Source organism: Chryseobacterium rhizoplanae (genome assembly GCF_900182655.1).
In the GTDB taxonomy this organism is placed as follows: Bacteria; Bacteroidota; Bacteroidia; order Flavobacteriales; family Weeksellaceae; genus Chryseobacterium; species Chryseobacterium rhizoplanae.
Genome location: NZ_FXTC01000009.1, coordinates 1 through 25,928 on the forward strand (window position 1 = coordinate 1; position 25,928 = coordinate 25,928).

Here is a 25,928-nt window from a genome sequence, read left to right on the forward strand (position 1 = left end):
ACAATTGTATTTTCAACAGAAATTAATAAATTTATAAACCTAAATACTCCTTAAGGACTTATTACAAAATGTCCAATTTAGTTTGAAGACTTACACATTGCTTTCAATAAACATCTCTTCCAATTCTTCCGAATTCATTAGCCAATACGGAAGTACCAAACTGTTTACGTCAAGTTTCTTCGATTTTGGAAATGCTGTTTTATACTCACCATGCAAATCAAAAAGCAAAATGTGAGTATTGTTTAAAACACCTCGTTCTGTTTGGTCGGCTGTTGGATTTATTCCTTCTTGTAAAATTCTTGCAACTGTTCCTGATTTTCCAGAACCAGTTGAACCAACTACTGCAATATGTTTGCTGAAAAATTTATCTCCATCAACTGCAATTTCAACACTTGGTTTCTGAGCCAAGTTTGCAAAGCAGAATTTTTTATCCTCATCAACTGACTCATAAATTCCTTTTAGTATGGTATCGTCTGCAATTGAAACATTGTTTGGAGGAATTGCGATTTGCTGACCTCCTCTTTTAAACTTGCCATCATCGTCCAAAAAGCCAATTGGCTGTGCATCCAAAATAAAAGATGGATTTGTGCTATCTGCTGTTCCACCTGAAGAAGTTTCCTTTATTTTAAAACTCTGTACTAAAGCAATGATTGAAGTATTTGAATCATCTGAGATTTTCAAATAACTACCAATTGTAAAATCATTGGCATCTTGTTTAAATTGGTCAGCATCCATAACTTCGATCTGAATAAGATTTGGTGCAACTGTAAGGATTCTAAATATTTCTGTAGAGTTCGCTGGCATATAATTATGGTGCTAATAGTTTATAAATATCTTTTAAGTTTTCACAGTATTTAAAATCAAAATATTGTCCGTTTAATAATGAGCTTGGTAAGTCTTCTTTAGAGAAGTTGAGTAAAACACTCCACTGTTGAATTGTCGAAACGTTTGAAATCAAACAGGCTCTGGAAATCAACTTCACAGAGTATGACGATTTTAAAATTTTCGCTGCGTTCGCAGTTGTATTTATTATTGGTTCTTTATTAAAAAAATGACTGGAGAAATGAATTCCTTCGTAACCATCATTGAAAGAAAGTTCGTTACTTATTAAAACTCTCTTTATATTGGTCAATAATGCTAAATCGCAATCAAGCACTATAGTAATAGGTTTTGCATCTCGCAAAGCCGAATTTAATTTATAATATCTAAAAACTAAATTCTCAATGAATGATTCAATTGGTAGTTCCGAATTGTCTGCCATGAGGATTTCTTTACCAATTACAATTGCTTTGGTTCTGATTGGGTCAAGTGCTCTTGTGGATTTAAGTGCTTGTGCGGCTAATTTTAGATATTCTTTTTTTGAACGAAGTTTTATAAACCACTCATTGAATAATTTCTTGCTACAATCAATTCCTTTGATAAACTCTACTTTACTGATCAGTCGTTGGCTTGCCGTTCTCTTAATAGCTTTGTCAATTACAATTCTTAGTGCATTGTTATAATATAAAGTGTCAGCTTCAAACTCGGAGCAATTAAATTTAGTTATTAACTTTTGAATTACTTCTTGTTGTTGTATTTCGAATTTCTTTCCAAAAACAAATTTGAATTGAGCGATAAAAGAACTAAGTTTGGCATCTGTGATTCCGTTGTCAATATGATGCTGCTTCTCAACCTTGCTTTCAGTATATGTTAAAATCGCTTTAAGTTTTGCAATATCTATTACTGGTTCATTACCTGGAGTTTCGTTTTCAAAGTGAGCATATAAAACATAATTATAATTGTCCGGAGTAGACGGATTCACAAAGTGATCTAACATAAGAGTTATTGGTTCTCTTACTGCTGAATTAATAAATCGTGGTTTTGAAAGGTACTTGCATTGAATTGTAGTAGCATCCGTTGCTGTAGTAATGTCAATATCTTCAATCCCTTCAATTGTGATAGTGTCTGTATCTGTCCCCAATTCCAGAAGTTTCAAGATAGAAGTGTCAAATTGATAGTAGTAACCTTTAATGGTTGCATCTGCAGCTCTTGTTGCCATAGTATATGTCTTTGAAAATTGCCTGTAACTTATTATGTAATCTACATCATTGAAAATAAATTATTTAAACTTACGAAAGTATATTATTTACAATTTACTAATACACAATTTATTATCAAATTTATTAAATACTATATTTATACATTTACGGAAATCCGTAAATGCATAAATTTAAAAATAACTTCAAAATGAGAACTCAGTATTTTCACTTAATTTTCAAAGAATTATCTTTAAAAAAGAAAATCCCAACTATCGTCAGGATTTTTTACTTTTAATTGCTTTAATATCGTATTTATTATCTCGGATCGGTTCATCAGGAAGAAAATCCTTAATGGAACATCCTAAAGCTATTGCAATTAAATTTAGGTGGATTAAATTATATTTTGCTTTTTTAGATGGAGCTTCTATTTGTGAAATAAATCCAATATTCTTCCCAATAGAAAGAGAAAGCTCCTCTTGGGTAATACTCTTTGATTCTCGTATTTCTTTAACACGTTTTATAACATATCTTTCTATTTCGTCTAATGATTCATTCATAAATCAAAGTGAATGAAAAACAGCAAAAAATATTATGTACTATAGTACATAATTTGAAAAATATTTTTATATTTGTAAAATAAGTTATTGAAATGTAACTTTGCGATACTTCAAAGAAATATAGAAGCTATTGCTTAGAATCTCGAACTGAAAACTGGTAATTTTTAATATGCGAGAGGATAAGTAAAGTAGCTCACGACCTAGGCGTGAGCTCACTTATCTGCATATAAGGTATACCAGTGCCCCAGTTCGGATATGTTGAGTTTCACGCCATTTATTTGCAGGCAAGAGGTAGTGACATAGTGCATAAAGTGGTACAGATAGTTCATTTGGTTATCTAAGCAGTTTCTTTTAGCAATCATTAAGCTGAAAAATACCGCTTATGAAAAGTACAAACTCACGGCACCGAAAGCTAACTGATTTTCAATTATATGAACTACTGAAAAAAGGTGATCCAACTTCATTAGAACATATTTATTTACGTTACAAAAGACTCCTTTTCTGGCTTGGAAAACAAATGCTCGATGATGATTTTGTGGTGGAAACCCTTGTGCAGGATACATTTCTTAAGCTCTGGCAACACCGTGACTCCATTGAAACTCCAAATCATATTTTTGGCTTTTTGCGGTTTGTATTGAAAAGAGACTGTATATCATATTTTACTGCTCCAAAAAATAAATTCGCACGCTTAACGGCTTCACTTGAAAGTTTCGAGAACTATCAGGATTATCTTATAGGTTTTGATCCCCAGAACGATAAAGAGAATCTCCTCAATCAGGAATCTGAACAAAAGAAATTTGATGAAGTCAATAAGGTTTTAAGGGTAATAAATCCCAAAAGAAAGCATCTGATTGAGCTATGCCTTCAATATGGCTTCCGATACAAACCTATTGCAGAAGCAATGGGAAGTAGTGTTAAGGACATTAGCAATGAGGTGAGCAAAGCTATAAATGATCTTCGGAAAATCCTTAATAGAAATTCTTTAGAACAGCCACAGGAAAAGAATTTCGGCAACAAAGAGCAAACTGAAAAACTCAGTGGTCAGCAACTCGACATTATAAAAAGAAGATTTGAACAGAAATCTTCTTTTGCAGTCATTGCACGAGAACTCAAACTTTCAGAAAAGGAAGTCCATCAAGAGTTTCTTTATGCTTATCAGTATTTGCAGAATCGAAATAACTCTGAAATAGTTACTTGATATGGAAAAATCTACGATGTCACTGACCCGAAAAATTCAGTTGCTGATTGATGTTCCATCAGATCAAAAAAATGAAATGTGGGAAAAACTTTATCGGTATCAGAACCGCTGTTTCCGAGCGGCAAACTTAATAGCTTCCCATCTGTATGTTCAGGAAATGATCAAGGATTTCTTTTACCTTACAGAAGAAATCCAATATAAGTTGGCTGATGAAAAAAAAGATCAGATGGGAATGTTTAATCGCTCGAAAACTGGCACTACGGCACGAATGGTATTTGACCGATTCAAAGGGGAAATCCCGACAGATATTCTGGGAAGCCTTAACAATACAATTCAATCAACTTTTTCTAAAAACAAAGCCGATTATTGGCAGGGAACAAAATCACTGAGAAATTTTAAAAGAGACATACCGATACCGCTGCCGGTTAAATGCATCAGCAAAATGAGATATGACGAAGAAACGAAAGCGTTTTGTTTCAATATGTTTGCGATACCTGTCAAAACATATTTAGGAAAAGACTATACTGATAAGCGACTGATTATGGAACGCCTGCTAAAAGATGAGATAAAACTTTGCACCTCTAAGATCCAACTGAAAGACAGAAAAATCTTCTGGCTTGCAGTTTTTGAATTTGAAAAGGAAGAGCATATTTTAAAACCTGAAATCATTGCTGAAGCTTCCCTGTCTTTGGAACATCCAATAGTTGTAAAAGTCAATAATGTCCGAATTAATATAGGATCAAAGGAGGAGTTTTTATATCGTCGATTGGCAATTCAGGCAAGTCAAAAAAGGATTCAAGACGGTATAGTCTATGCCCGTTCGGGAAATGGGGCTAAACGGAAACAGAAGGCATTGTATAAAACAGAGAATCTGGAAAGCAGATATGTAAGTCATCGGCTTCATCTATACAGCCGGAAACTTATCGATTTCTGTATCAGACAAAAGGCTGGTACACTTGTTCTCAAAAATCAAGAGGACAAAATTGGAATTGCAAAGGAACAAGAATTCGTGCTTCGTAATTGGAGTTATTATGAGTTGCAGACCAAAATAAAATACAAAGCTGAAAAAGCTGGAATTGAGTTGATCATTGGATAAAAAAAAACGAGGGTGCTTGTACACCCGTAGGGTGAGGTATTGAACGCTCACTAAATACTTAATTGTATATACAACGGCGTGGGTTCTTTTTTCAGAAAAAATATGAACTTAAATCTTCTTGAAATCAGCCGCTACCGCTAAACCCCGCATTTTGCAAAACCTATGTTATGTGCAGTTTTTATATAAATTTAATTTTTTACTAAAATCAGCTTCAATGACTTTGTTTTGAGTGTTATTGAATGGCTCAAGAATGCTAACCGTTCTATTTTCGAACGGCGAATCATTTATGTAATCAACAATTAAATGAGGAGTAGTACTATTATATCGATCTCCAATTTCGTCTACTTGTAATATTCTGTCAAAATGAATTGATTTTAATTCTATATAAAAGCCTTTGTTTTTATCTTCCAATTTGTTCCAAATTTCCCAAGCTTTATTATGATTTAATTGATTTTCATCTTTCTCATAATTAAAATCAAAAATTTCTGGATAGCGTAAAAATGCACTGTCATAAATATCAATATAATCCCATTCCTCAGTTTCCCAATTTATATAAGCGTAATGTTTTACAGCAATTACAGAGATACAATTAAATGGCATATATTCATATGCTTCGTAATATCTCCATAATGGTTTTTCTCCATTCAATTTTGGGTAGTTTAAAACATTAGCAGGGCGAATAAAAATTATTTTATGTTTAATACTTGATAAATCTGAAATATGTTTTATCAGTTTCCTTTTAGTGGCTAATTGGGAAGATAAATTTGACTTGATAGAACTTCTTTTTTTCTGTAAAGAAATACCAAAATACGCGAATAATAAATGGTCATATTTTGGTAGAAAAAGTAAGTCTTCTATTTCTGATTTCCCAAATATGTAAAACTCTTTTATTCCAAGTTCATTTAGTTTGTACTTAAAAGTATCACGTGCTTTTTTTGAAAAATTAGTTGAGGCTGCTAAGATATAACCATACGGAGGTAATGCTTGCTTTATTATATCATTTTCAATTATACCTTCAACTTTTTTTGGGGAAATAGCTTTCTCACGCTTACATTGAATTATCCAGACTCTTTCCTTAAGTATAAATTTATCATCATAATTATCATCATCATAATTATCTGCTTCCTCAAAATTATTTTCTATTGCTAATATATCGATACCATCATCGGAACCAAGTTTACCAGTTGCTTCGATTGATTTCCAATCTTTAAAATCATACATTAGTTGCCGAATTAGATCCTCAAATCGATGTGGTTCTAAATCTTCAAAATGTATTGGATTAATTGTTCTTGTAACCATATTGGAATAAAATTGCAAATAACGTTTCGGGGCTTTGCGATGGTGGGGCAAAAGCACAAATCTTCAATTTTGCACAAAAGCTGAATCGAACAAATATCGTTGAAATTTCTAGTTTCGTCCCACTATTTCAAAACCGTTGTTAGCTGCTGGCAATATTTGTGTTTGCTTTTAATATTTCACTCCGTGTTACTCTTGCGTTTCTACTATTCGTACCTGCATACATATTAGCATAATAGATTGCAAATTCATTTGTACTTCTATCAGATGATTTATTCTCTAAAACATTTATCTCGAATGCATTTAAGTCTTCAATCAAGTCCTCTATTTGTTTGCCACTCCAAAGTAATTCACAAACCAACGTAAAGTAATTTGATTTTCTATACCATATCGAGTCAGGAGCTAGGTCGCTTTGATTTATTGATAATATAGTTCTTATTAAGTTATCTCTCATTTCGATGAATCTTGGATATTCATCATTGAATTGTGCTATATACTTTTCAACCTCATTGTCAGCTGGGAAATATCCACCTTCTTCAATTGTAGCCATAATAAGAAGTAAAAAGTGAAGATCAGCCATTCTTGTCAGTTCGCTTTCACTGAATATTGGCACTTTAAACTCAACATTTTTGAAATGCTCTAATACATCTTTCGCACATTTAATGAATTGACCATCATAGATAGCATTATTAATCTCAATTGCATTTAATGTAAATTTGGTTGAGTTAATCCTTTGAAATATCTCAATCATTATTTCTGGACTTACGTCTTTCAAATCTCGAACTGTAACATCATAATTTAAAAAATCCGTCTTATCCTGGCCGGATAGATCAGCGAACTTTGGAATTCGTCTTTCAAAGTTATGTGTACCTTCAATATATCTTTTAATTGTAGTTAACCTTTGCTGACCATCTACAACAACATTTTGTGTAGAAAGTGTTTCTAAGTCAATTCCTTTTTGCGATATATATATTTCAGGAAACGGATAACCTTCTAAGATTGTCTTAATAAAATTCTCCATATGTTCTGGTGTCCAAACAAATCCTCTTTGAAACTCCGGTTGCAGAATTAATTCATTTCTTTGAATTTTTCCAATTAGGTCGGAAATTGTCTTTTTATCTGGTTGTGCTTGTATTTGCCTTGCCATATTTATTGTTTTATTTCTTTTTGCAATTGAGCTATACTGCTCTGATAGTATTTTTCTGCGTATGCTTGATTTTTAAATAAACCAGCTTTTACCTTATAGTTTCCAACTTCTGATTTTCCGTACGAAATTGTTTTAAAAAAATTATCCCATCGTTCTCTTATTTCAATGAATTCAACAGTGTTTGAAGGTAATAAATCAGGTCTCATCCAACCGGTGCTAAAGTATTTTAAGAACTTAATGTATTGATTGTACTGATCCTTCCTTAAAAATATTTCACGGTATCTTAACTTATATGTATAATCAGAAATTAGCTCAAAGTACTGCTCAAATAGTGTCTCATTACATATCGTAACATCAATATCAGATTCAAATGAAAACTCTGTAAATCTATATGGACTAAATCCGAATCTAGATGACCCAACTATATTTATATCTGTATATCTAATATTAAATTGGTCGGCTATTCTTTTAGAGAAATTGTAATAGTCACCATCTCTTTCACGAAACACAAAAGGTGTACCGTTGAAAAAATTCCTTTGAACAAAAGTTGTCCTTTCAATTTCAGTAGAAATTGCATTAAGTTCTGCTTTAAATTCTTCTAAGGTCATTTTATCGTTATTGTGTTATTTTGCTTGCAGCTAACTATTGGATTTACAAATTGCGTAAATCTGATTTATATGACCTGCGTGAAGCCATATTTACTGCTAATATAAAATTAATTTTGAAGACTTTATTATCAATTATTTATAAATATTTTAATTTGGCGAATGTTTTATTTCGAAAATTTATCGCAGATAAATAACACTTTTGTCGATGAAAAATAAAAATTTAATACTGTCAAACCTCATTACTTATTAATACCGCATTTACATCCTCCTTCCATTTCTTGTTTTCTGAATTGGAATGTCTTCATTATTATAATTCAGATTTTCATTTCCAAATCGCAATAGGGATAAAAATCTAACACTATTTTCTGGATCTTTTAAAATTTCATTAAAAGCTGAAAAAGGAATATTATTTTCTTCACTTACTTTTTCCGCGATCTCACCCATTTCAGAAATTAAAGTTTGTCTATCAGATCTATAAACTCTAGGAAATTTATACCGGCTAAATTTGATTTCCTTTTCAAGAATATTTGTAACAGAATCTAAATATTTTTTCTTTTCTGAAGCAAAAACATTTGGCTCAGTTAATAGCGTAGAATATTTATTTTTGAATGATTGAACTTCTTTATTTAAGCTATTAACTTTTGTACTGAGTTCTGTAATCTGCTTGGATTTAGATTCTAATTCTGCTTTATTTTTTAAAATTGTACTTCTGTATATTCGAAATACTTTTTCATAATTCGCAACTGTTTTTTCAGTATTGAGCCTCTTAAAACCCAGAAAATCATTTTCCTTCACAACCAGCTCCTCCGATTTCTTCGAGATCATTCCAGATTTCATCACATCATACCTTTCTTCCAAAACTTTGAGATCTTCTTCTTTCTGCTGAATCTTAAACTCAATTGCTTCCAATCTTCCTCTAGATCCAGAAATCCCTCGGTCCATATTCAGGCATTCAGCTGTCAGATCTTGCATTTTTGAATAATGGAAGGATTGGTGTTTAAGCGTTTTACCAGTATCCAAATCTTGCCAGTCAGCTACTAAATGAGCGTGGTAATTTGGTTTCCATTCTTTCGTGTCTTTATCAGTATGACCTTCGTCTTTATGAATGGCGATCTGAAAAACTCGAATTTTCAATTCTTCTTCTAGTCTCGTTGCCAAGTTTTGAAGTTCCAACATCGTTGTACTTTCTTTGATAACAACAACTGCTTCCCGAACTGGCATTGCATTCTTCTGCAATTTCCTTCGGGACTTTTCTTTGCAATACGCTTCGATCTTCTGGATTCGGTCAGATATTTTCTGTTCCATCCAATATTCATTCTTTGGCGTCAGATCTTTACGGATGTAGTCAAAAGTTTTCTTCCTGAAATTATGAGTTTCGGAATCCGATTTGACTGCTTTGAAATTAATTGAAGTCTTCATTAGTTTTCATCTTTTAAATTCGCTCTATGTATTTCTGATCAAAATTGTTATAGAAAAATTGTACAGCATTCCATTTTACCTGTACATATTTTACGCACCTTCGATAATAGACCTGAGTATTTTTTACACAGGTTGGTACCGGTCAACCCTATCCTATTTTACTCAGGTTAAAGCCTCGCAGAGCGTATTTGAAACTTTGTTGGGAGAAACGACCTTCAAAGTTGCGAATGCGCTCCTAACTTCTGCGAGTAGTGGTAAAAAATACAGCACGCCTTATCAGCGTTTTCTCTTAAAACCATTTGAATTTTTGATTATCGGGTCTTGATCTCTTTCTTGTTGTTTTTCCTGTTCTGGAGATTTTTCAGATTGTTTTCCTGCTTTATTTGATACATTATTTTTCATTCTGTGTATCAAATATTCGTTGAGATCTTTATGGTTGGAATAAATTCCGGAATGATCTTTTGCTTCCGGAAATGATTTTATGATCTGAGATTTACATTTTATTCCCGCAGTATCATTGTCGAGAAACAGATTGATATCAGAGTAGTTTTTCAAATGTTCTATCGACTTATTTAAAAGAGCAATGGAATTCATTACGAGAATATCTCCTGCGAAAGATCTCTGCATTTCGACAAAAGACAAGGAATCCATAAAGCCTTCAAAAACTGCTACACTTTTGATATTTTTAACTTCAACACTTGATATGTCCTGTAAACCACAATTGAGATTAATTATTGAAATATCCTTTTTCAACAATGACCCTTTATAAAAAGAATTACGAAGCTCAAAGCCTCCGGATAAATTTTCAAAGCCAATTGCATAGAGTTTCTTTTCTCCAACTGTAAATCGCACCTCCTTTATGTAATCATAGATTTTAGGACTTAATCCACGTTCCTGCAAATAATTTTTCAGGTTGGGATTCTGGATATCCATTATTTCATCAATTCTATAATTAGGTTTCGATTTTTTAATATGTTCTTGCTTATGAAAAGAAGAAAAATTTTGTTTTTGCGCCCAGTACAGAACTTCATTGACCGATGTTTTCAAATACCTTTTCATAAAATCGGTATTGTTCCCGCCGACACCTTCTGAATGAAGATACCAGGCATTAATTCTTTTATCTAATTTCAAAGATGCTTGGGATTCGGCGGCAAAGGGATTGAGATACCAAGCTTCTTTTTCATTTTGTTTCGTTGGAATGTGTCCGAGAGAAAGGAGGACTTCTTCCAGCGATATGCTGTTGAATTGTTTGCAGTTCATTTTTGTAATTTTTGAGTGTTTTTAGTAATAAATAGTTTGTGTGTTCTCGGCGAAAGTGGCTGAGTTTAGTTTTGACTAATTTTTGATGAATTGATGAGAAAGCCTTATAAAAAACTTATTGACAATACCTTACACTCTCATCAAAGTCTCATCATCTCATCAAAATGGAAATATTAATCTCATCATCCTCTCATCAAAAATGAAGGCTGAAAAGTTTGATGAGGCTTTTGATGAGATGTAACTAATTGATTTTACTTTCATTATCAATCAATTCATCATTTCATCAAATCTTTGAAGAATAAAATTCCTTTCTATTGTAAAATACCGTCCTGTTTTGTTCTGTTGAAAAAAGCTTAAACCATAATCTAGGTCGTATTTGATATAGGACAAAGAATTACTTTGAGGTTCAAGTTTCCAGTTTTCTTTCAGTATTTTCCTGACATCATTAACTGTCCAATATTGCTTGTTGAACATCTTACCAAGCATGTTGAAAATATCCTGAGGAATGCAATGGAGCTTGCTGTACTCTGTACTTTCAAAAAACTCATATAAAAGCTCGATGATTTTCGATTCAAGTTTGTTATTATTTTTCCAAACCAGTTTCTGAAGAGCTTTTGTTCTTATCTGTGATTCTGTGAACCACATCCTTGTCTCCTTACGACTGTGGAAGGGTCTTTGAATTAAGTATCGAAGAAAATATGGGATCTCTTTGTTGAGATTTTTTAAAAATTCGGTGTTTTCGCTTTTGATTGATTTTACTTTGATAATCCAAAATCTGATCTCATTCTCATCGATCTGAATAAAGTTATCTTCATTATTGGAACAGAGAATGAATTTGCCAAAGAATTCGACTTCTTCACGGTCTTTTCCCTTTGCCTCCTTTTTGTCTTTGTCCGTCGTCGAAAGATACTTTAAGCGTTCCGTGATCTCTTTTTTATCAAAGAATACTTCGTCGATAGCCACTATCAACATCGAAGTCCAATCTGAATTAAATTGACTGCTGAATGAATCTCCCTTGATGTATGTCATATTTAATCCGAAAATGGATTTAAGCCATTTGATAAAAGTAGATTTTCCGGTCGATCTTTCTTTACTTACCAAACAGAGAATAGGAAGAATCTGCGTTGGATATTCAAGCAATATCTTTATGTAATCTAAACCTAACTCCAATTGTTCTCTGAAAATATGTTCCATAAATTTTAGTGAGAATGGAATTTTGTTTTCTAAAGTTTCAGGACTTATACTTTCATTAATTGGTTGATAAGGAATTTCATTGTACATATTGTAAAATCCGTCTATGATCTGCTTATAGTCCAAATGAGAAGGAATACAGCAGAAGCCATCATACTTTGAAACTTTTGAAACGTAGATTTTTCCGTGGTCACTAATAATTGTTTCACGGTTCCATCGTACCAAAATTGATATCTTGTCTCCGGAGATCAATGGTTTCTCGATAGTTTTATAATAGGTTGTGCCTACCCTAAGGTATGGAATTTTTTCGCTCATATTTTAAAGGTTTGGTTTCGTACAGGAAATACGGAAGGGTTAATTAGAATATTTGATAAATAAAATATCTATCTATCTTTTATACTTAAGCGATTTGACCTCGTTTAAAGCATCCATCAGATCAAAATGATTGACTCTGTAGAATCTTCCTATTTGTTCTGCTTTGATGTTGCCTTTTAAAATGTGTGAGCGTACGGTCTGGTAATCGAGTTTAAGAATTTCTGAACACTCTTTGATAGAGTATAGTTTCTTTTTCAACTCGATTTCAGGTTCTTTTTTGAGAGAATAGAGTAAGTCTTTTACTTCCCCTAATTCGTCGAGGATGGTTTGGAATGGATTTGTTGTCTGCATAATCTGTGATATTTATTTGCAGACAAAATTGTAAGATTGGAATAACTAATGATGCAATTCTAATCAATTGCGTGAAGTTTAATAATTGATATATTGTTAATTACGTAAATTATTGGAGTAAACATATCATTCATCAGTAATTTAAAGATCAAAAAGATTGTTCCAATTTTTTAGAATTAATATAAGCCGATGTGTTATTTATTGAGTATGATAAAGTTGAATAGCTAATCTAATCTCTCTATTTTTATCACCATTTATATGAAATCTATAATTAAACCAATTTTCATCACTTTTTGAAACAAATCCTATATAATTAGGATGTTTAGGAGTAATAGTCTCTATTTTTGTCAAAATAGTTGTAAAATCTTTTTGCTTAACAAAGATAATTACTGAACCTTTTGTATCTCTCCAAGTTAAGTAATTGATTAATTGTGTTATTGTATTAAGATAACCTTTTTCACCTGTCCAAAATTTACATTCTGCAATAAAGATTACAGAACTGTCATATCTAAGTTGAATATCAGTTTTTCCCGTTTTATTAAATGTTTCACCAGAAGCAGAACCAAATTCAAAGTTTGGATCTAATGTCATAAGTATATGATCTCTTAAATCCTCTTCACCTTTGCCTTTATAAACACTTGGCATTCTTTCAAAGTTTTTTCCTACATCATTGATGAGTTTTAAAATTTGATTATAAATATCTAAATCTATAGTCGGTTCTGGTTTAAAAGGTTGGGTACTTGCTTCAGGCTTACTCACTTTTATTTTAGTTCGTAATGTGGGTCTTGGAACAGAAAATGTTTCAGGTGTATTTTTACTTTTTTTCATTGGAACACCTAAAGAATTCATAAATTCATTTTGTGATAAAAACTTATTTTTTCTTTTTCTTATTTCTCCAATAATCCAGCTTTTGAGAGAATTATTAAATTCATCAATATTCTGATGTAATTCACTTAATTTGCGTTGTGTAATTACAACATTTTCATCGTATTTTGATCTAATAATTTTTGCATCATTGTAAAAATCAATTATCTCAAGTTTCAATTTATCGAATTCAACTTCGAAATCAGAGCTTCCTCCACCTATTGTTATCCTGTTAATTCCAGGCGTATATTTTAATAATTCAGAATTTCCTGTGATTGGTACAAAGAATTGAATTACTTGTCTTGGATAAGACTCTCGATCCCCTATGTGGAATGACATTGGAAAATATTCTGCAGGAATGTCCTTTTCAAAATTATCAGCATAAACATCTTCAAATTGAATAATCGGTTTTTCAATTTGGTACTTTTCTAATAAATAGTCTGTAAATTGTTCTTCACTTACATTCAGAATGTAAGATTCACTAGTGGAGTTAATTTCAGTTTCTAAACTATTTGTATGAGTTTTAAAATATTCTACAATTGAACCTTTTCCTCCAAATATTCTACTTGACGAATTTCTGTACATCATGTTGGTATAATATTTCTGCTAACGTCCAAATATACGCAATTATTGGTAGTGAAAATTGATTCAGTTCTACCAATCACATAAAAGTCAATACTTTATATCAAGCAACTTAGATAATTCTTGGTAGATATTTTCTTCAAAGTCATTAGGTTTGACTGTGATTGCTCTAGAAAATGTTCCTTTATCAAAATTTGTATTATATTCATTTTCCATAGCCTCAATTATTGTGGTATCTTGAAAATCTGGGTTGATAATATGATTATCTTTTAGAAAACGGTGAATTCTTATAAATGAAGATTTCTGATCCACAAGCAAATTCTGATTTTCATCAATGAATTTTTTTTCTTTTAAAAATGCGATGAAAATTTTAGAACTATCATCACCAATCATAATATCTGATAAGCGAATTTCTCTACTTGTTTTGCCTTCTAATGCGAAATATAGAAAAAGTGTAGTTTCGGCACCATTTAAAAAATTGCCCTGCAACTTCATCAGATTACTTGAACTTAACAGGCTGTTTGATTCTTTTTTATATTGATCCAAACAGTATTGGATTTTTTCTTCAAAGTTGTGATTTCTTGATTCAGCAATATCTTTGAAATGAAAACTGAAGAAGTTGTCTAACTTTTCATATCTAATCAAAAATTCATTTCTCAACTTTTCGTCGAGAATGATTTTAGAGGATTTTTGTTGCGCTTTTTCAATTCTACTTCGCAAACGTTCGTGAATTTTTTGCCTTCCAATCCAGAAATAAATCATCATTGGATAGCCTACAAATTCTTCCCAAAAGTTCCAACGTCCGTAAAGTCTTTTTTTCTCCATAATGTAAAGTAATGATTATTTGAAAACTTCATTCATATAGTTGATCTTATCATCTTCACTTGGTCTGTAATAAGCATTAAAGACCTCCAAGCTAGTATGACCAGTATAACTCATAATTACTTTATCCGGAACTCGTTTGTTCTTCATTATAGTTATGAAACTTCTTCTAGCAGTATGAGAGGAAATTCTTGTCCAAAACTCAGCTTTTTGGTCTACCAACTCATCCCCATACTTCATAGTCTTCTTTATTTCATCAGTAAATTCTAACTTTTTAAAAACCTCCTTAATATATTCATTCATTTTCTGATTTGTAATACTAGGAAGATTATAATCATACTTTTCCAGAATTGATTTAGAAATACTATTTAAAGGAATTGCCAAGTTTTTAGATTTACTTTTTAAATCGATAACCCGGATAAAATTACCGTCAACATCACTTCTTGAAATTGTGCTGTAATTGCCAAACCTCATCCCTGTAGTGCATCCAAAAACAAAAAGGTCACGTACCCTTTCTAACCTTTTATTATCACTAAGGTCATAATTATAGATAAGCTCAACTTGTTCATAATTTAAAGCTATTTCATCAGTTGTGAATTTTGCAGGTTTTTTGAAAGTAATAAAATTGTTATTGTAAGTATATTTTTTGTTAAGAGCCCACAGGAGAAAAGTCTTTAGCAGACCGACATTTCTGTGTAATGTATTTGCAGAATGCTTTTTTTCTTCAATACAATACTTTAAAAACTTATTATAAAGTTTATCATCAAATTTTCCAAGAGTGATCTTAACTTTACAATTTCTTTCAAAATCTTCCAGTAGATTCTTATTGCATTTGTAACGCTTTAGCGTTGAGTTTGAAATTGAATTACCAGTATAGTCATTTTCCTTTTCATCTAAAAACTCCTGATAAATTCGAAAGAAATCACTTTTAACAGTAATTTTTTTGAACTTTTCATCAAATCTTTGTTTAAGAATATCGACGGTAAGTTCTTCATTTATGTTCTTATACCTATTAACGATCTCTGTAAAGAAACTGCTGTATCGATCTAATTGCATTTTGACGCTTCGATGAATTTCTGCCTTTTTAGTCCTTCCGTTTAGGTCATTTGGTTGTCTGCCTTCAAAATCCCATTCGCTTGGTTTTATTTTCTCACCCGTAGAATAGATGAAATTCTTATTTTCATTGTTGAAAAAAGAACGGAAATAAATCAAAGATTCCTTTGTACCATTGGGTTGCTTAAGTTTAAAAGTGTAGTTCATCAGGTGCCAGTTTAGGTGCTACTTCTTCTATATTTAGACATAAAAACTAAGTATATTAGCTTATACAAATATAGTTAAAATACTGATAAATAGATATATTACATATTTTGGGTTATGTTAAAATATAATAGGTTCAAAAACCTCCAACTCCACTAAAAACCGTTTAGTTCATCTGAGCGGTTTTTTATTTTCAAACGCCTTTATATCATTATCACCTCTTCTTCTTTCTAATTTCAGAATACTCATAATTGATATCAACCTATACAATAATAATATAGTATTCTTGAAAAGAAGATTCTGAATTATTCAAGAACTTAGATTTCAAAATCTCTTTCTTTTACCCCTAATTAAAGAAAGAGAAAAGACAAATTGATTTTTACAAGATTTAATTTCACAAAACAGAAATACATTAAGAAAAGATCCAGGAATCATATCTATTAAGTTTTTTTTAGCTTTTCAGGATTACTTTCATATTTACGCTCAGACCCTAAATATAACCTCCTGAAAACTAAAAGACTAAAGCAACACAATTTAAAATGAAAGCTTCTGGTCCACAAAAAAGGCTAAAAAAATGTTTTATCGTAAAGAATTTTATATATTTGCACCATCTAACAATTAAAAAAATAATTTACTATGTCAGACATTGCATCAAGAGTAAAAGCTATCATCGCTGATAAGCTTGACGTTGAAGAAACAGAAGTAACTCCTGAAGCTAGCTTCACTAACGATTTAGGAGCTGATTCACTAGATACAGTCGAGTTAATCATGGAATTTGAAAAAGAATTTAACATTCAGATCCCTGATGACCAAGCTGAAAAAATTACTACTGTAGGACACGCTATCGCTTACATCGAAGAAGTAGTAAATAAATAATATTCTTCAACAAAAAAGAAATTAAACAAAGTTTATGGAATTAAAAAGAGTAGTTGTAACCGGATTTGGAGCAATAACGCCAATAGGAAATAATGCAAAAGAATACTGGGAAAATCTTGTAAAAGGTGAGAGCGGTGCCGCTCCGATTACTCTTTTTGATGCCACAAACTTTAAAACAAAGTTCGCTTGCGAAGTGAAAAATTTCGATCCGTTACAGCATTTCGACAAGAAAGAAGCTAAAAAAATGGACCGAAACACTCAATTGGGGCTTGTTGCTGCCAGAGAAGCAGTAGCACATTCTGGAATTATTGAAGACAATGTAGATAAAAACAGAGTTGGAGTAATCTGGGGTTCCGGTATCGGAGGATTAGAGACTTTTGAAACGGAAGTGTTAGGATGGGCCAATACGGAAATTCCGAGATTCAACCCGTTCTTTATCCCAAAAATGATTGCGGATATCACTCCAGGACATATTTCTATTGAGTACGGTTTCCATGGACCTAACTACACAACTGTATCTGCATGTGCATCTTCAGCAAATGCTATAATTGATTCCAAAATGCTGATCCAGTTAGGAAAAGCAGACGTGATTGTGTGCGGAGGCTCTGAAGCAGCCGTTACAGCAAGTGGTGTCGGTGGATTTAATGCAATGATGGCCCTTTCTACAAGAAATGATGATCCTAAAACAGCTTCAAGACCTTTCGACAAAGACAGAGATGGATTTGTATTAGGTGAAGGAGCAGGATGTATTATTCTTGAAGAATACGAGCACGCTGTAAAACGCGGTGCTACAATTTATGCAGAATTATTAGGAGGAGGTTTAAGTGCTGATGCACATCATATGACCGCTCCACACCCTGAAGGCCTTGGTGCTTATCTGGTAATGAAGAGTTGCCTGGAAGATGCAGGTTTAACTGCTGATGAAGTAGATCATATCAACATGCATGGTACTTCTACTCCATTAGGAGACATCGCAGAATCCAATGCTATCTCAAGATTATTAGGCGAGCATGCTTATGACATTCAGATTAATTCTACAAAATCAATGACAGGCCACCTTCTTGGTGCTGCAGGTGTTATTGAAGCTATCGCTGCATTGGGAACTATTATTCATGGTACTGTTCCTCCTACCATCAACCATTTTACTGATGATGAAAATATTGACAGCAGACTAAACTTTACGTTTAATACAGCTGTAAAGAAAGATGTAAAAGTAGCCATGAGCAATACTTTTGGTTTTGGCGGGCATAACGCTTGCGTTCTATTTAAGAAAATCTAAATTCAATGAATGGAGTTACAGAAATACTTTTCTAAATTCCTTCTCAAAAAAAGAAAAAGACAATTAACGGAGAGAGAATATTTTCTCAGTACCGAGCTTAAAAAAGTTTTAGGTACAGAGGTACAGAATATAGCTCTTTACCGCGAGGCTTTTTCTTTAAAAAATTCTTCTAAAAATCAAGACAGCAACTACGAAAGGCTTGAATTTTTGGGAGATTCTGTTTTGGGTACAATTATTTCTTGTCATTTGTTCCAGACCTATCCTCAAGCTAATGAGGGCTATCTGACACAGATGAAATCTAAGATTGTTAATAGGAAAAACCTCAATAAATTAGGCGAAGACCTCAAGCTTACCAACCTTTTGCAAAAGCAAAACAGTTCTTCTGCTTTGGGCGAGAATATCTCCGGAAATTTATTCGAAGCTCTAATTGGTGCCGTTTATTTAGACTTCCATTATGATACCTGTAAAAGGATTATTCTGGAAAAATTGCTGACCCCTTCTGAAATCAACAAACTTGAAAATAAGATTGTAAGCTATAAAGGCCTCCTGCTCGAATGGAGCCAAAAGAAGAAGGTCAATATAAAGTACGAAACCTGTGAAGAAATACAGGCTAATAAATCTGTGGTATTCCGATGTCATGTATGGCTGGGTGATGGAAAAATTGCCAATGCAACGGAGACATCTAAGAAAAAAGCAGAGGAAAAAGCAGCACAAAGGGCGTTTTATATTTTAAATAAAAAAGAAAATATACTTGGAAATTCAAAAACTTTATGATCTTGATGATATAGAATTTGAAGATATTGCCATAGGATTGGTAAGATTAGCAAAAGATGTACCTGCTCATGAGTTTTTTTACAAAATAAATCAAGCCAACAACCTCAGTTTTTCAAGAAAAAAAGATCTTGTCTTTCATGGAGGGTATTATGATTATTTTTTTCCAAGATTTGAGGCCTACCACAAGTTTTCCAGGACCTGTTTTACCTTTATTTCCAATAAATCTTCTGAAAGTAAGCAAAAAAAAGTTCAGACAGAACTCTTTACAGAAGAAGAAAACATTAAATTTTTATTAAATAATCAGGTAGATGTAGAATATATTTTGCATAGTTCGGAACAGTTTCCTGATTTTTCCGTAATTTTGCTCCCTGAAAATCTTGTGTTTCCAATTCAAGATTATACACTGAGTTCTGATGAAGAACTTTATCAAATTATCCAGTATTATGAATAAGTATTTAAAGAAGACAAAAATTATCGCAACACTAGGGCCAGCTTCATCATCGAAGGAGGTAATGTTAGATTTAATGAAAGCGGGTGTTGATATTTTCAGAATAAATTTTTCCCATGCAGATTACGACTTAGTTCGAAAGAATATTGAAATAATTAGAGAGCTCAACAGCGAGTATGGTTATTCAGTGGGAATCCTGGGAGACCTTCAGGGTCCTAAACTGAGAGTAGGGGTAGTAAAGGAAGGTTCTTACCTGAATCCTGGTGATATTCTTACCTTCACCAATGAAAAAATAGAGGGAGATTCCACTAAGGTATACATGACTTACCAACAGTTTCCACAAGACGTAAAGGTAGGGGAAAGAATCCTTATTGATGATGGAAAACTAATGTTGGAAGTTATTGAAACCAATGAAAAGGATACTGTAAAAGCAAAAACCATTCAAGGAGGTCCGTTAAGCTCTAAAAAAGGAGTTAATCTGCCTAATACAAATGTTTCTCTTCCAGCTTTGACAGAAAAGGATATTCAGGATGCTAATTTCATGCTTGACATGGAAGTTGACTGGATTGCTTTATCATTTGTTCGTCATGCTCAGGATATTATTGACTTGAAAGAGCTTATCAAAGCACATCCGAATGGTAAATTCAAGACTCCTATTATTGCGAAGATTGAAAAGCCTGAAGGGGTAAAAAATATTGAAGAAATCCTTGTTGAATGTGACGGATTAATGGTTGCCCGTGGAGACCTTGGAGTGGAAGTTCCAATGGAAGAAGTTCCTGCGATCCAGAAAAATCTGGTAGAAAAAGCAAGATTCTATTCTAAACCAGTAATCATTGCTACCCAAATGATGGAAACGATGATCAACAGCTTAACGCCAACAAGAGCGGAAGTAAATGACGTAGCCAACTCAGTACTGGATGGAGCTGATGCCGTAATGCTTTCAGGAGAAACTTCTGTAGGTAGATATCCGGTACAGGTTGTAGAAAACATGGCAAAAATTGTAAAGAATATCGAAACCACTCATTTCTATCAACACAAGAATGAGCCTATCGAAAAAGATTACAACTGTATAGACGAAAGATTCATTACAAACAGGGTTTGTCTTGCCGCGGTAAGAATCGCTAAAACAACAAACGTTTCTGCTATTGTAACGCTTACCCACTCTGGTTATACTGCTTTCCAGCTTGCAGCACACAGACCAAATTCTCATATCATTGTATACAGTGGTAACAGAAGAGTAATAACAATGCTGAACCTTCTTTGGGGTGTTCACGCCTATTACTATGATATGAAGAAATCTACTGATGAAACAATCATCCAGGTAAATATGTTAACGCATAACTATGGGTATATTGAATCAGGAGACTTTGTTATCAATATCAATGCTACTCCATCATATGAAGGTGGAAAAACAAATACACTGAGATTGACGACAGTATAAGCAATAAGCAAAATTACTTTTTGCAAAAGCATATAAAAAATTCCCGGAAATTAATTTCCGGGAATTTTTATTTTTATAAGTGGTAATGTTGTCATTCTGAGCGAAACGGAGTGAAGTGAAGAATCTCTGAGATTCCTCGATTCCTCGGAATGATATCAATACATATTTAATTGCCTACAATTGTCTTTGCCGTTACGAACTCTTTTAAAGCTAATAGAGACAACTCTGTTCCATATCCTGAAGCTTTTGATCCTCCGAACGGAAAACGCGGATCAGAACTCGTCATTCTGTTGATATTGACAGTTCCGGATTCAAGGTTTTCAATGAAGAATAGCTGACGGTCTTTATCTTGAGTCCATACGGAATTGGAAAGCCCGAAAGGAATATCATTCGCCATCTGTAAAGCTTCTTCATCATTTTTCGCAATCATCACCATACCCAGGGGTCCGAAAAGTTCTTCTTTTAAAATAGGATTTCCTTCCTGAACTCTGATTAAACCTGGTTTAAATTCATTATCTGAAATTCTTTCCAAAGGAATAATAATTTCTGCACCATTTTCCAATGCCCTGTTGAATTGAGCTTCCAGCTCATCAGCCAGGTCAGGTCTTGCCATTCCTGCCAGTTTGGTTTCTTTATCTAAAGGATCTCCAATTTCATATTTTTTATATTCTTCAATGAATACAGGGAGAAATTCATTTTCAATTTTTTCGTCAATGATAAATCTTTTGGCCGCAGTACAGGTTTGTCCACAGTTTTGAAGTCTGGATTTTACTCCAGCTTTTGCTGCTGCTACAAGATCCGCATCATCAAAAATGATAAAGGCATCACTTCCCCCTAATTCAAGCAAAGATTTTTTGATATTTAAACCAGCTATTGATGCTACTTCTCCTCCAGCTTTTCCGCTTCCCGTAAGGCTTACCCCTCTTACGGCATCATGTTCAAGAATTTCCTTTACTGCTTTATGTCCCACTTCAAGATTCTGGAAAACACCTTCCGGAAAACCTGCTTCCAAAAGAACTTCTTCAATGGCATTTCCGCTACCAAAGCAAATTGAAGCATGCTTTAAAACTATTGTATTTCCGGCTAAAATTGCAGGAGTAGCAAATCTCAATACCTGCCAGAAAGGAAAATTCCACGGCATTACTCCCAAAATAACTCCTTTCGGGGCATAATGAACTTCGGAATAAGCAAATTCAGATTCTACTTTTTCAGGCTTTAAAATATTATCAGCAGCGGCATAATAATTCATCATTAAGGCACACTTTTCCACTTCAGCTATTGATTCTGAAATGGGCTTATTCATTTCTGTAGTAATTATTTTACCAAATCTCTCTGAATTATTCTTTAAAATTTCTGCTGCTTTTGCAATTAACTTCTGCCTTTCCTCAAACGGCACTTTTCTCCACACTGAAAACGCTTTATTTGCTTTAATAAGCTTGCTTTCAATTAATTGTTCCATAATATAAATCTGTTTTAAATTCAGCTAATGAATTTATGAGCGCTTTTGTTTTAAAAGCACGGTGAAATTAGCAAATTCCATTCCTTAAGGGTCAATAAAATAATGATTTTCTCTATCGGAAGAATATAACTTTATCTTAAATCATTAGCCATTCATTTACAAGACATGCTGCCAGTCTTGCTGTTCGGTCCTGGATATCAAAAGAAGGATTAACTTCCGCCACATCCATTGCAACCAATTTTTTATTTTTTAAGATATGCCTGTAAAAATGCATAAACGTATGATCCGCAAAGATTCCATTGTACGCTGCAGCCGAAACTCCGGGAGCGACTGATGCATTAAAGACGTCCATACAAATCGTAAGATAGGCATAATCTACAGTGTCCAATAATTCATCAATACGCTGATAGATGGATGGAAGATTTTCAAAAAACAATTCATCTGCCAGAATATACTTCATTCCGTGCTGATGAGCGGTATCAAAAAGCTTCAACGTATTGGAATTTCTTTGAATCCCAATATGCAAAGAGTTGATAGGACCTTCCTGGGCAATCTGCCAGAATCCGGTACCAGAGCTCGCCCCTACTCCTTTTTCCGGCTGTCTGTTATCAAAATGGGCATCAAGATTAATAATCCCTATTTTCTGCTCCGGAAAAGCGGTTTTAATTCCTAAATAATGGGCATATGTAACTTCATGGCCTCCACCCAGCACAAGGGATTTCCCACCTTTTAAAAGTACTTTTGAAACATTTTTGGCAAGACTGTTCTGTGTATTTTCCAGATTACCATCATCACAGGTGATATTCCCAAAATCCAGCATTGAAAAGTCAGGAAGAATCACCGGAAAATTGGACATGTTTTTTCTGATCACATCAGGGGCATCCTTAGCTCCCTGACGGCCTTTGTTTCGCCTTACCCCTTCATCTACAGCAAAACCATGCAGTACAAAGTCATCTGTTGCTATATTATCGTAATTGCGTTCTTCCTTTACTCTTTGAAATATTCTGTGATGGAGAAGTTCTTCTCCGTCCAATCTGCCTTGCCAAATATTACTCATTATTCAGTCATTTGCCTATTGTATGTATTCAATTAGCTGATATTAAATCTACTCGTTGAATGACAAAGTATGGTTAATTTATAATTTAATTCTTATTCCCATCAATATAAACAAGTTCAGCCTTTAAGCTTCCCTGATTATAGAGCACATTCTGGAAGTTATTGGTTTTGAAAGTAACAAAATCTGCTTTTTTCCCTGTTTCCAGTTGTCCTCTATCTTCCAGATTAAGCGCGTAAGCTGCACGGAAAGTCATTCCTGCCAGCACTTCAGCAGTTGTTAGTTTCTGGAATGTTGCTAAGATAGAAGCCTGGGTAATTAAATTTCCCATTGGTGCTGATCCAGGATTCCAATCACTTGCAATGGCAACAATAGCTCCTGCATCTAATAGTTTTCTTGCGGGTGTAAATTTTTCTCCTAACCCTAAGCTTGCTCCGGGAAGTGCTGTTGCTACGGTATCAGACTTAGCTAAAAACTCGATATCCTCATCAATAGTTGCTTCTAAATGGTCTGCAGATGCTGCACCCACCTCTACTGCAATTCTTGAGCTCCCTGGGGTAAACTGATCTGCATGAACGGTAATTTCAAAACCTAATGCTTTTGCTTTAAGTAAGAAATCTTTACTCTCTTCAGGCTGGAATGCAGATTTTTCTATGAAAATATCTACTCTATTTGCCAATTCCTCTTCTTTTACTTTTGGTAAAATTTCGGTAATGATATAGTTAAGATATTCAGGATTGCTTCCTTCAAAGTCTCTGGGCTTTAAATGAGCCGAAAGACAGGTAGGAACCAAAGTAGCTTTTGTTTCACTCTGTGCTTTTTTAATGATTCTAAGCATCTTCAGCTCGTTTACTACATCCAGTCCGTATCCGCTCTTGACTTCAATAGTAGTAATTCCTAAATCAACCAAAAAGTTGATTCTTTCTACTAAAGTTTTCAGCAATTCTTCTTCAGATGCATTTCTTGTATGTTGTACAGAACTCCAGATTCCACCGCCGCTTTCTGCGATTTCCAGATAGGTTTTCCCTGCATTACGCATGGCAAAATCATTAGCCCTGTTTCCACCGAAACAGATATGGGTGTGTGAATCTACAAAAGCAGGAAGAACAATCTGTTCTCCCTCGATCTGTTCAATTTGTATGGTAGGATTTTCTGTTTTTAATGTTTCAAAATTTCCAACTTTCTGAATGGTATTCTGATCTACTACAATTCCCCCGTCTACAATAATTTCAAGTTGTTCATCGGAAATTTTTCCTCTTATTGGTAAGTCAGCAAGCGTTACCACCTGCTTAAATGGTCCTATTAATTTCATTAGTTTAAAGTTAATGCTAATGTTCAGATTGAGGCCGATTCATTTATCATCGATATTTGCCTTCTAAACAATCAAAATTTCAATAATTTTTATCAATAATTTCTCCTCTCAAAAATACTTAAAATATCCCAATTATTTAAATCTTAGCTGTTCTCATTTTTCACCTTAGCCTAAACCAGGTGTCAATCTTAACCTTTTCTCAATCTGCCCTTCAACCTTAGTCTAAATTTGCTATCTTTGAGGTAAATGAAATGAATTAATGCCAGATTTTTTACATCCAGATAAGGAAAACTACTCACGCGAGGAGCTGATGCAGGAAGAACAGATCCGTCCCCAGAGCTTTAAAGATTTTGCGGGGCAGAGAAAAACGCTGGAGAACCTTGAAGTTTTTGTTACCGCTGCAAAAAGACGTGGCGGAGCATTAGATCATGTTTTATTGCATGGTCCGCCAGGACTTGGTAAAACTACTTTAGCCAATATTATTGCCAATGAACTTGGAGTAAACTGTAAGATTACTTCAGGGCCTGTATTGGATAAACCTGGAAGTTTAGCCGGTTTATTGACCAATCTGGAAGAAAATGATGTTCTTTTCATTGATGAAATTCACCGTCTTTCTCCTGTTGTAGAGGAATATCTGTATTCTGCAATGGAAGATTATAAGATTGACATCATGCTGGAAACAGGTCCTAATGCCAGAAGTGTGCAGATCGGGCTGAATCCTTTTACTTTAGTAGGAGCCACAACACGAAGTGGAATGCTTACCAAACCTATGCTTGCCCGATTCGGGATTCAAAGCAGGCTGGAATATTATTCTATTGAACTTTTGTCAATGATTATTCAGAGAAGTGCAAGAGTTTTGGGAGTTGTTATTTACGAAGATGCAGCGATAGAAATTGCAAGAAGAAGCCGTGGAACACCAAGGATTGCCAATGCATTATTGAGAAGGGTACGTGATTTCGCGGAGATCAAAGGGAATGGTGAAATTGAGATCAATATTACAAAATATGCGCTGAACTCTTTGAATGTAGATGAATTTGGATTGGATGAAATGGATAATAAGATCATGCGCGTTATGATTGAAAATTTTAAAGGAAAACCTGTTGGTATTTCTGCTTTGGCCACATCTATTGCTGAAAATCCTGAAACACTGGAAGAAGTTTATGAACCGTTTTTGATCCAGGAAGGATTTATTATCAGAACCCCGAGAGGAAGAGAAGTTACTGACAAAGCTTACAAACATTTAAATATTACAAGACCTAAAAATCCGGGAGAGTTATTTTAAGTTCAAAGTTTTGAGTTTAAAG

Annotated in this window: 24 protein-coding genes; 8 read left to right on the top strand and 16 right to left on the bottom strand. The window is 33.6% G+C overall.

Going from position 1 to position 25,928, the window contains the following annotated elements; translation table 11 throughout:
* Nucleotides 1–90 precede the first annotated feature (90 nt).
* The 3 genes from FN817_RS17665 to FN817_RS17675 form a co-directional block, all read right to left on the bottom strand.
* Entirely contained in the window at nt 91–804 is a 714-nt protein-coding gene (locus FN817_RS17665; protein ID WP_142719091.1) for an ATP-binding protein, read from the bottom strand.
* 4 nt (nt 805–808) lie between these two features.
* Entirely contained in the window at nt 809–2,038 is a 1,230-nt protein-coding gene (locus FN817_RS17670) for a DUF4297 family anti-phage-associated protein (protein WP_142719092.1), read from the bottom strand.
* Between the two features lie 255 nt (nt 2,039–2,293).
* The gene (locus FN817_RS17675) at nt 2,294–2,575 is read right to left on the bottom strand and encodes a helix-turn-helix domain-containing protein (protein ID WP_080780217.1); all 282 of its coding nucleotides are present in this window, start codon (nt 2,573–2,575) and stop codon (nt 2,294–2,296) included.
* A gap of 382 nt (nt 2,576–2,957) precedes the next feature.
* Between FN817_RS17675 and FN817_RS17680 the strand changes: the two genes are divergently transcribed.
* Both FN817_RS17680 and FN817_RS17685 read left to right on the top strand, forming a co-directional pair.
* Nucleotides 2,958–3,773, top strand: coding sequence for an RNA polymerase sigma factor (locus FN817_RS17680; protein ID WP_142719093.1), 816 nt, complete (start codon nt 2,958–2,960; stop codon nt 3,771–3,773).
* A gap of 1 nt (nt 3,774) precedes the next feature.
* Entirely contained in the window at nt 3,775–4,869 is a 1,095-nt protein-coding gene (locus tag FN817_RS17685) for a transposase (protein ID WP_142719094.1), read from the top strand.
* A gap of 165 nt (nt 4,870–5,034) precedes the next feature.
* Here the strand turns inward: FN817_RS17685 and FN817_RS17690 are convergent, their stop codons facing one another.
* From FN817_RS17690 to FN817_RS17735, 10 genes are all read right to left on the bottom strand, one after another.
* A complete protein-coding gene (locus FN817_RS17690; RefSeq protein ID WP_142719095.1) occupies nt 5,035–6,168 on the bottom strand; it encodes a restriction endonuclease in 1,134 nt (377 codons plus the stop codon).
* A gap of 139 nt (nt 6,169–6,307) precedes the next feature.
* Nucleotides 6,308–7,312: a DUF262 domain-containing protein gene (locus FN817_RS17695; RefSeq protein WP_142719096.1), complete on the bottom strand. Its 1,005-nt coding sequence runs from the start codon at nt 7,310–7,312 to the stop codon at nt 6,308–6,310.
* A gap of 2 nt (nt 7,313–7,314) precedes the next feature.
* Nucleotides 7,315–7,920 (bottom strand): hypothetical protein, encoded by a 606-nt coding sequence (locus FN817_RS17700; protein ID WP_089756268.1) that lies wholly within the window; start codon nt 7,918–7,920, stop codon nt 7,315–7,317.
* Nucleotides 7,921–8,178: 258 nt separating this feature from the next.
* Complete coding sequence (locus FN817_RS17705) at nt 8,179–9,339, bottom strand: hypothetical protein (protein WP_142719097.1); 1,161 nt, start codon at nt 9,337–9,339, stop codon at nt 8,179–8,181.
* A gap of 276 nt (nt 9,340–9,615) precedes the next feature.
* Nucleotides 9,616–10,599 (bottom strand): toprim domain-containing protein, encoded by a 984-nt coding sequence (locus FN817_RS17710; RefSeq protein WP_142719098.1) that lies wholly within the window; start codon nt 10,597–10,599, stop codon nt 9,616–9,618.
* 267 nt (nt 10,600–10,866) lie between these two features.
* The gene (locus FN817_RS17715; protein WP_142719099.1) at nt 10,867–12,105 is read right to left on the bottom strand and encodes a primase-helicase family protein; all 1,239 of its coding nucleotides are present in this window, start codon (nt 12,103–12,105) and stop codon (nt 10,867–10,869) included.
* Nucleotides 12,106–12,177: 72 nt separating this feature from the next.
* Nucleotides 12,178–12,456, bottom strand: coding sequence for a helix-turn-helix domain-containing protein (locus FN817_RS17720; protein ID WP_142719100.1), 279 nt, complete (start codon nt 12,454–12,456; stop codon nt 12,178–12,180).
* A 198-nt stretch (nt 12,457–12,654) separates the two neighbouring features.
* Nucleotides 12,655–13,908 (bottom strand): hypothetical protein, encoded by a 1,254-nt coding sequence (locus FN817_RS17725; RefSeq protein ID WP_142719101.1) that lies wholly within the window; start codon nt 13,906–13,908, stop codon nt 12,655–12,657.
* Nucleotides 13,909–13,992: 84 nt separating this feature from the next.
* The gene (locus tag FN817_RS17730; protein ID WP_142719102.1) at nt 13,993–14,727 is read right to left on the bottom strand and encodes a hypothetical protein; all 735 of its coding nucleotides are present in this window, start codon (nt 14,725–14,727) and stop codon (nt 13,993–13,995) included.
* A 15-nt stretch (nt 14,728–14,742) separates the two neighbouring features.
* Nucleotides 14,743–15,984, bottom strand: coding sequence for a tyrosine-type recombinase/integrase (locus FN817_RS17735; protein ID WP_142719103.1), 1,242 nt, complete (start codon nt 15,982–15,984; stop codon nt 14,743–14,745).
* 633 nt (nt 15,985–16,617) lie between these two features.
* Here FN817_RS17735 and FN817_RS17740 point away from each other — a divergent pair.
* The 5 genes from FN817_RS17740 to pyk are packed head-to-tail and all read left to right on the top strand — an operon-like array spanning nt 16,618 to nt 20,799.
* Entirely contained in the window at nt 16,618–16,857 is a 240-nt protein-coding gene (locus FN817_RS17740) for an acyl carrier protein (protein ID WP_002976354.1), read from the top strand.
* A 34-nt stretch (nt 16,858–16,891) separates the two neighbouring features.
* Nucleotides 16,892–18,136: a beta-ketoacyl-ACP synthase II gene (gene fabF, locus FN817_RS17745; protein ID WP_047379275.1), complete on the top strand. Its 1,245-nt coding sequence runs from the start codon at nt 16,892–16,894 to the stop codon at nt 18,134–18,136.
* Between the two features lie 9 nt (nt 18,137–18,145).
* The gene (gene rnc, locus FN817_RS17750; RefSeq protein ID WP_047425149.1) at nt 18,146–18,910 is read left to right on the top strand and encodes a ribonuclease III; all 765 of its coding nucleotides are present in this window, start codon (nt 18,146–18,148) and stop codon (nt 18,908–18,910) included.
* On the top strand, nt 18,888–19,361 hold the full coding sequence (locus FN817_RS17755; RefSeq protein WP_142719104.1) for an IPExxxVDY family protein: 474 nt from the start codon (nt 18,888–18,890) through the stop codon (nt 19,359–19,361). Before rnc ends, FN817_RS17755 begins: the two co-directional genes overlap by 23 nt.
* A complete protein-coding gene (gene pyk, locus FN817_RS17760) occupies nt 19,354–20,799 on the top strand; it encodes a pyruvate kinase (RefSeq protein WP_142719105.1) in 1,446 nt (481 codons plus the stop codon). Before FN817_RS17755 ends, pyk begins: the two co-directional genes overlap by 8 nt.
* 166 nt (nt 20,800–20,965) lie before the next feature.
* Here the strand turns inward: pyk and FN817_RS17765 are convergent, their stop codons facing one another.
* The 3 genes from FN817_RS17765 to hutI all read right to left on the bottom strand — a co-directional run bounded on the left by FN817_RS17765 (nt 20,966) and on the right by hutI (nt 24,624).
* Nucleotides 20,966–22,258, bottom strand: a complete 1,293-nt coding sequence (locus FN817_RS17765) for an aldehyde dehydrogenase family protein (protein WP_142719106.1) — start codon at nt 22,256–22,258, stop codon at nt 20,966–20,968.
* A gap of 136 nt (nt 22,259–22,394) precedes the next feature.
* Nucleotides 22,395–23,315 (bottom strand): formimidoylglutamase, encoded by a 921-nt coding sequence (gene hutG, locus FN817_RS17770; RefSeq protein WP_142719107.1) that lies wholly within the window; start codon nt 23,313–23,315, stop codon nt 22,395–22,397.
* 85 nt (nt 23,316–23,400) lie between these two features.
* Nucleotides 23,401–24,624, bottom strand: coding sequence for an imidazolonepropionase (hutI, locus tag FN817_RS17775; RefSeq protein WP_142719108.1), 1,224 nt, complete (start codon nt 24,622–24,624; stop codon nt 23,401–23,403).
* A 259-nt stretch (nt 24,625–24,883) separates the two neighbouring features.
* On the opposite strand from hutI, the gene ruvB reads away from it, so the two are divergent.
* Nucleotides 24,884–25,906, top strand: coding sequence for a Holliday junction branch migration DNA helicase RuvB (gene ruvB / locus FN817_RS17780; RefSeq protein ID WP_142719109.1), 1,023 nt, complete (start codon nt 24,884–24,886; stop codon nt 25,904–25,906).
* Nucleotides 25,907–25,928 lie beyond the last annotated feature (22 nt).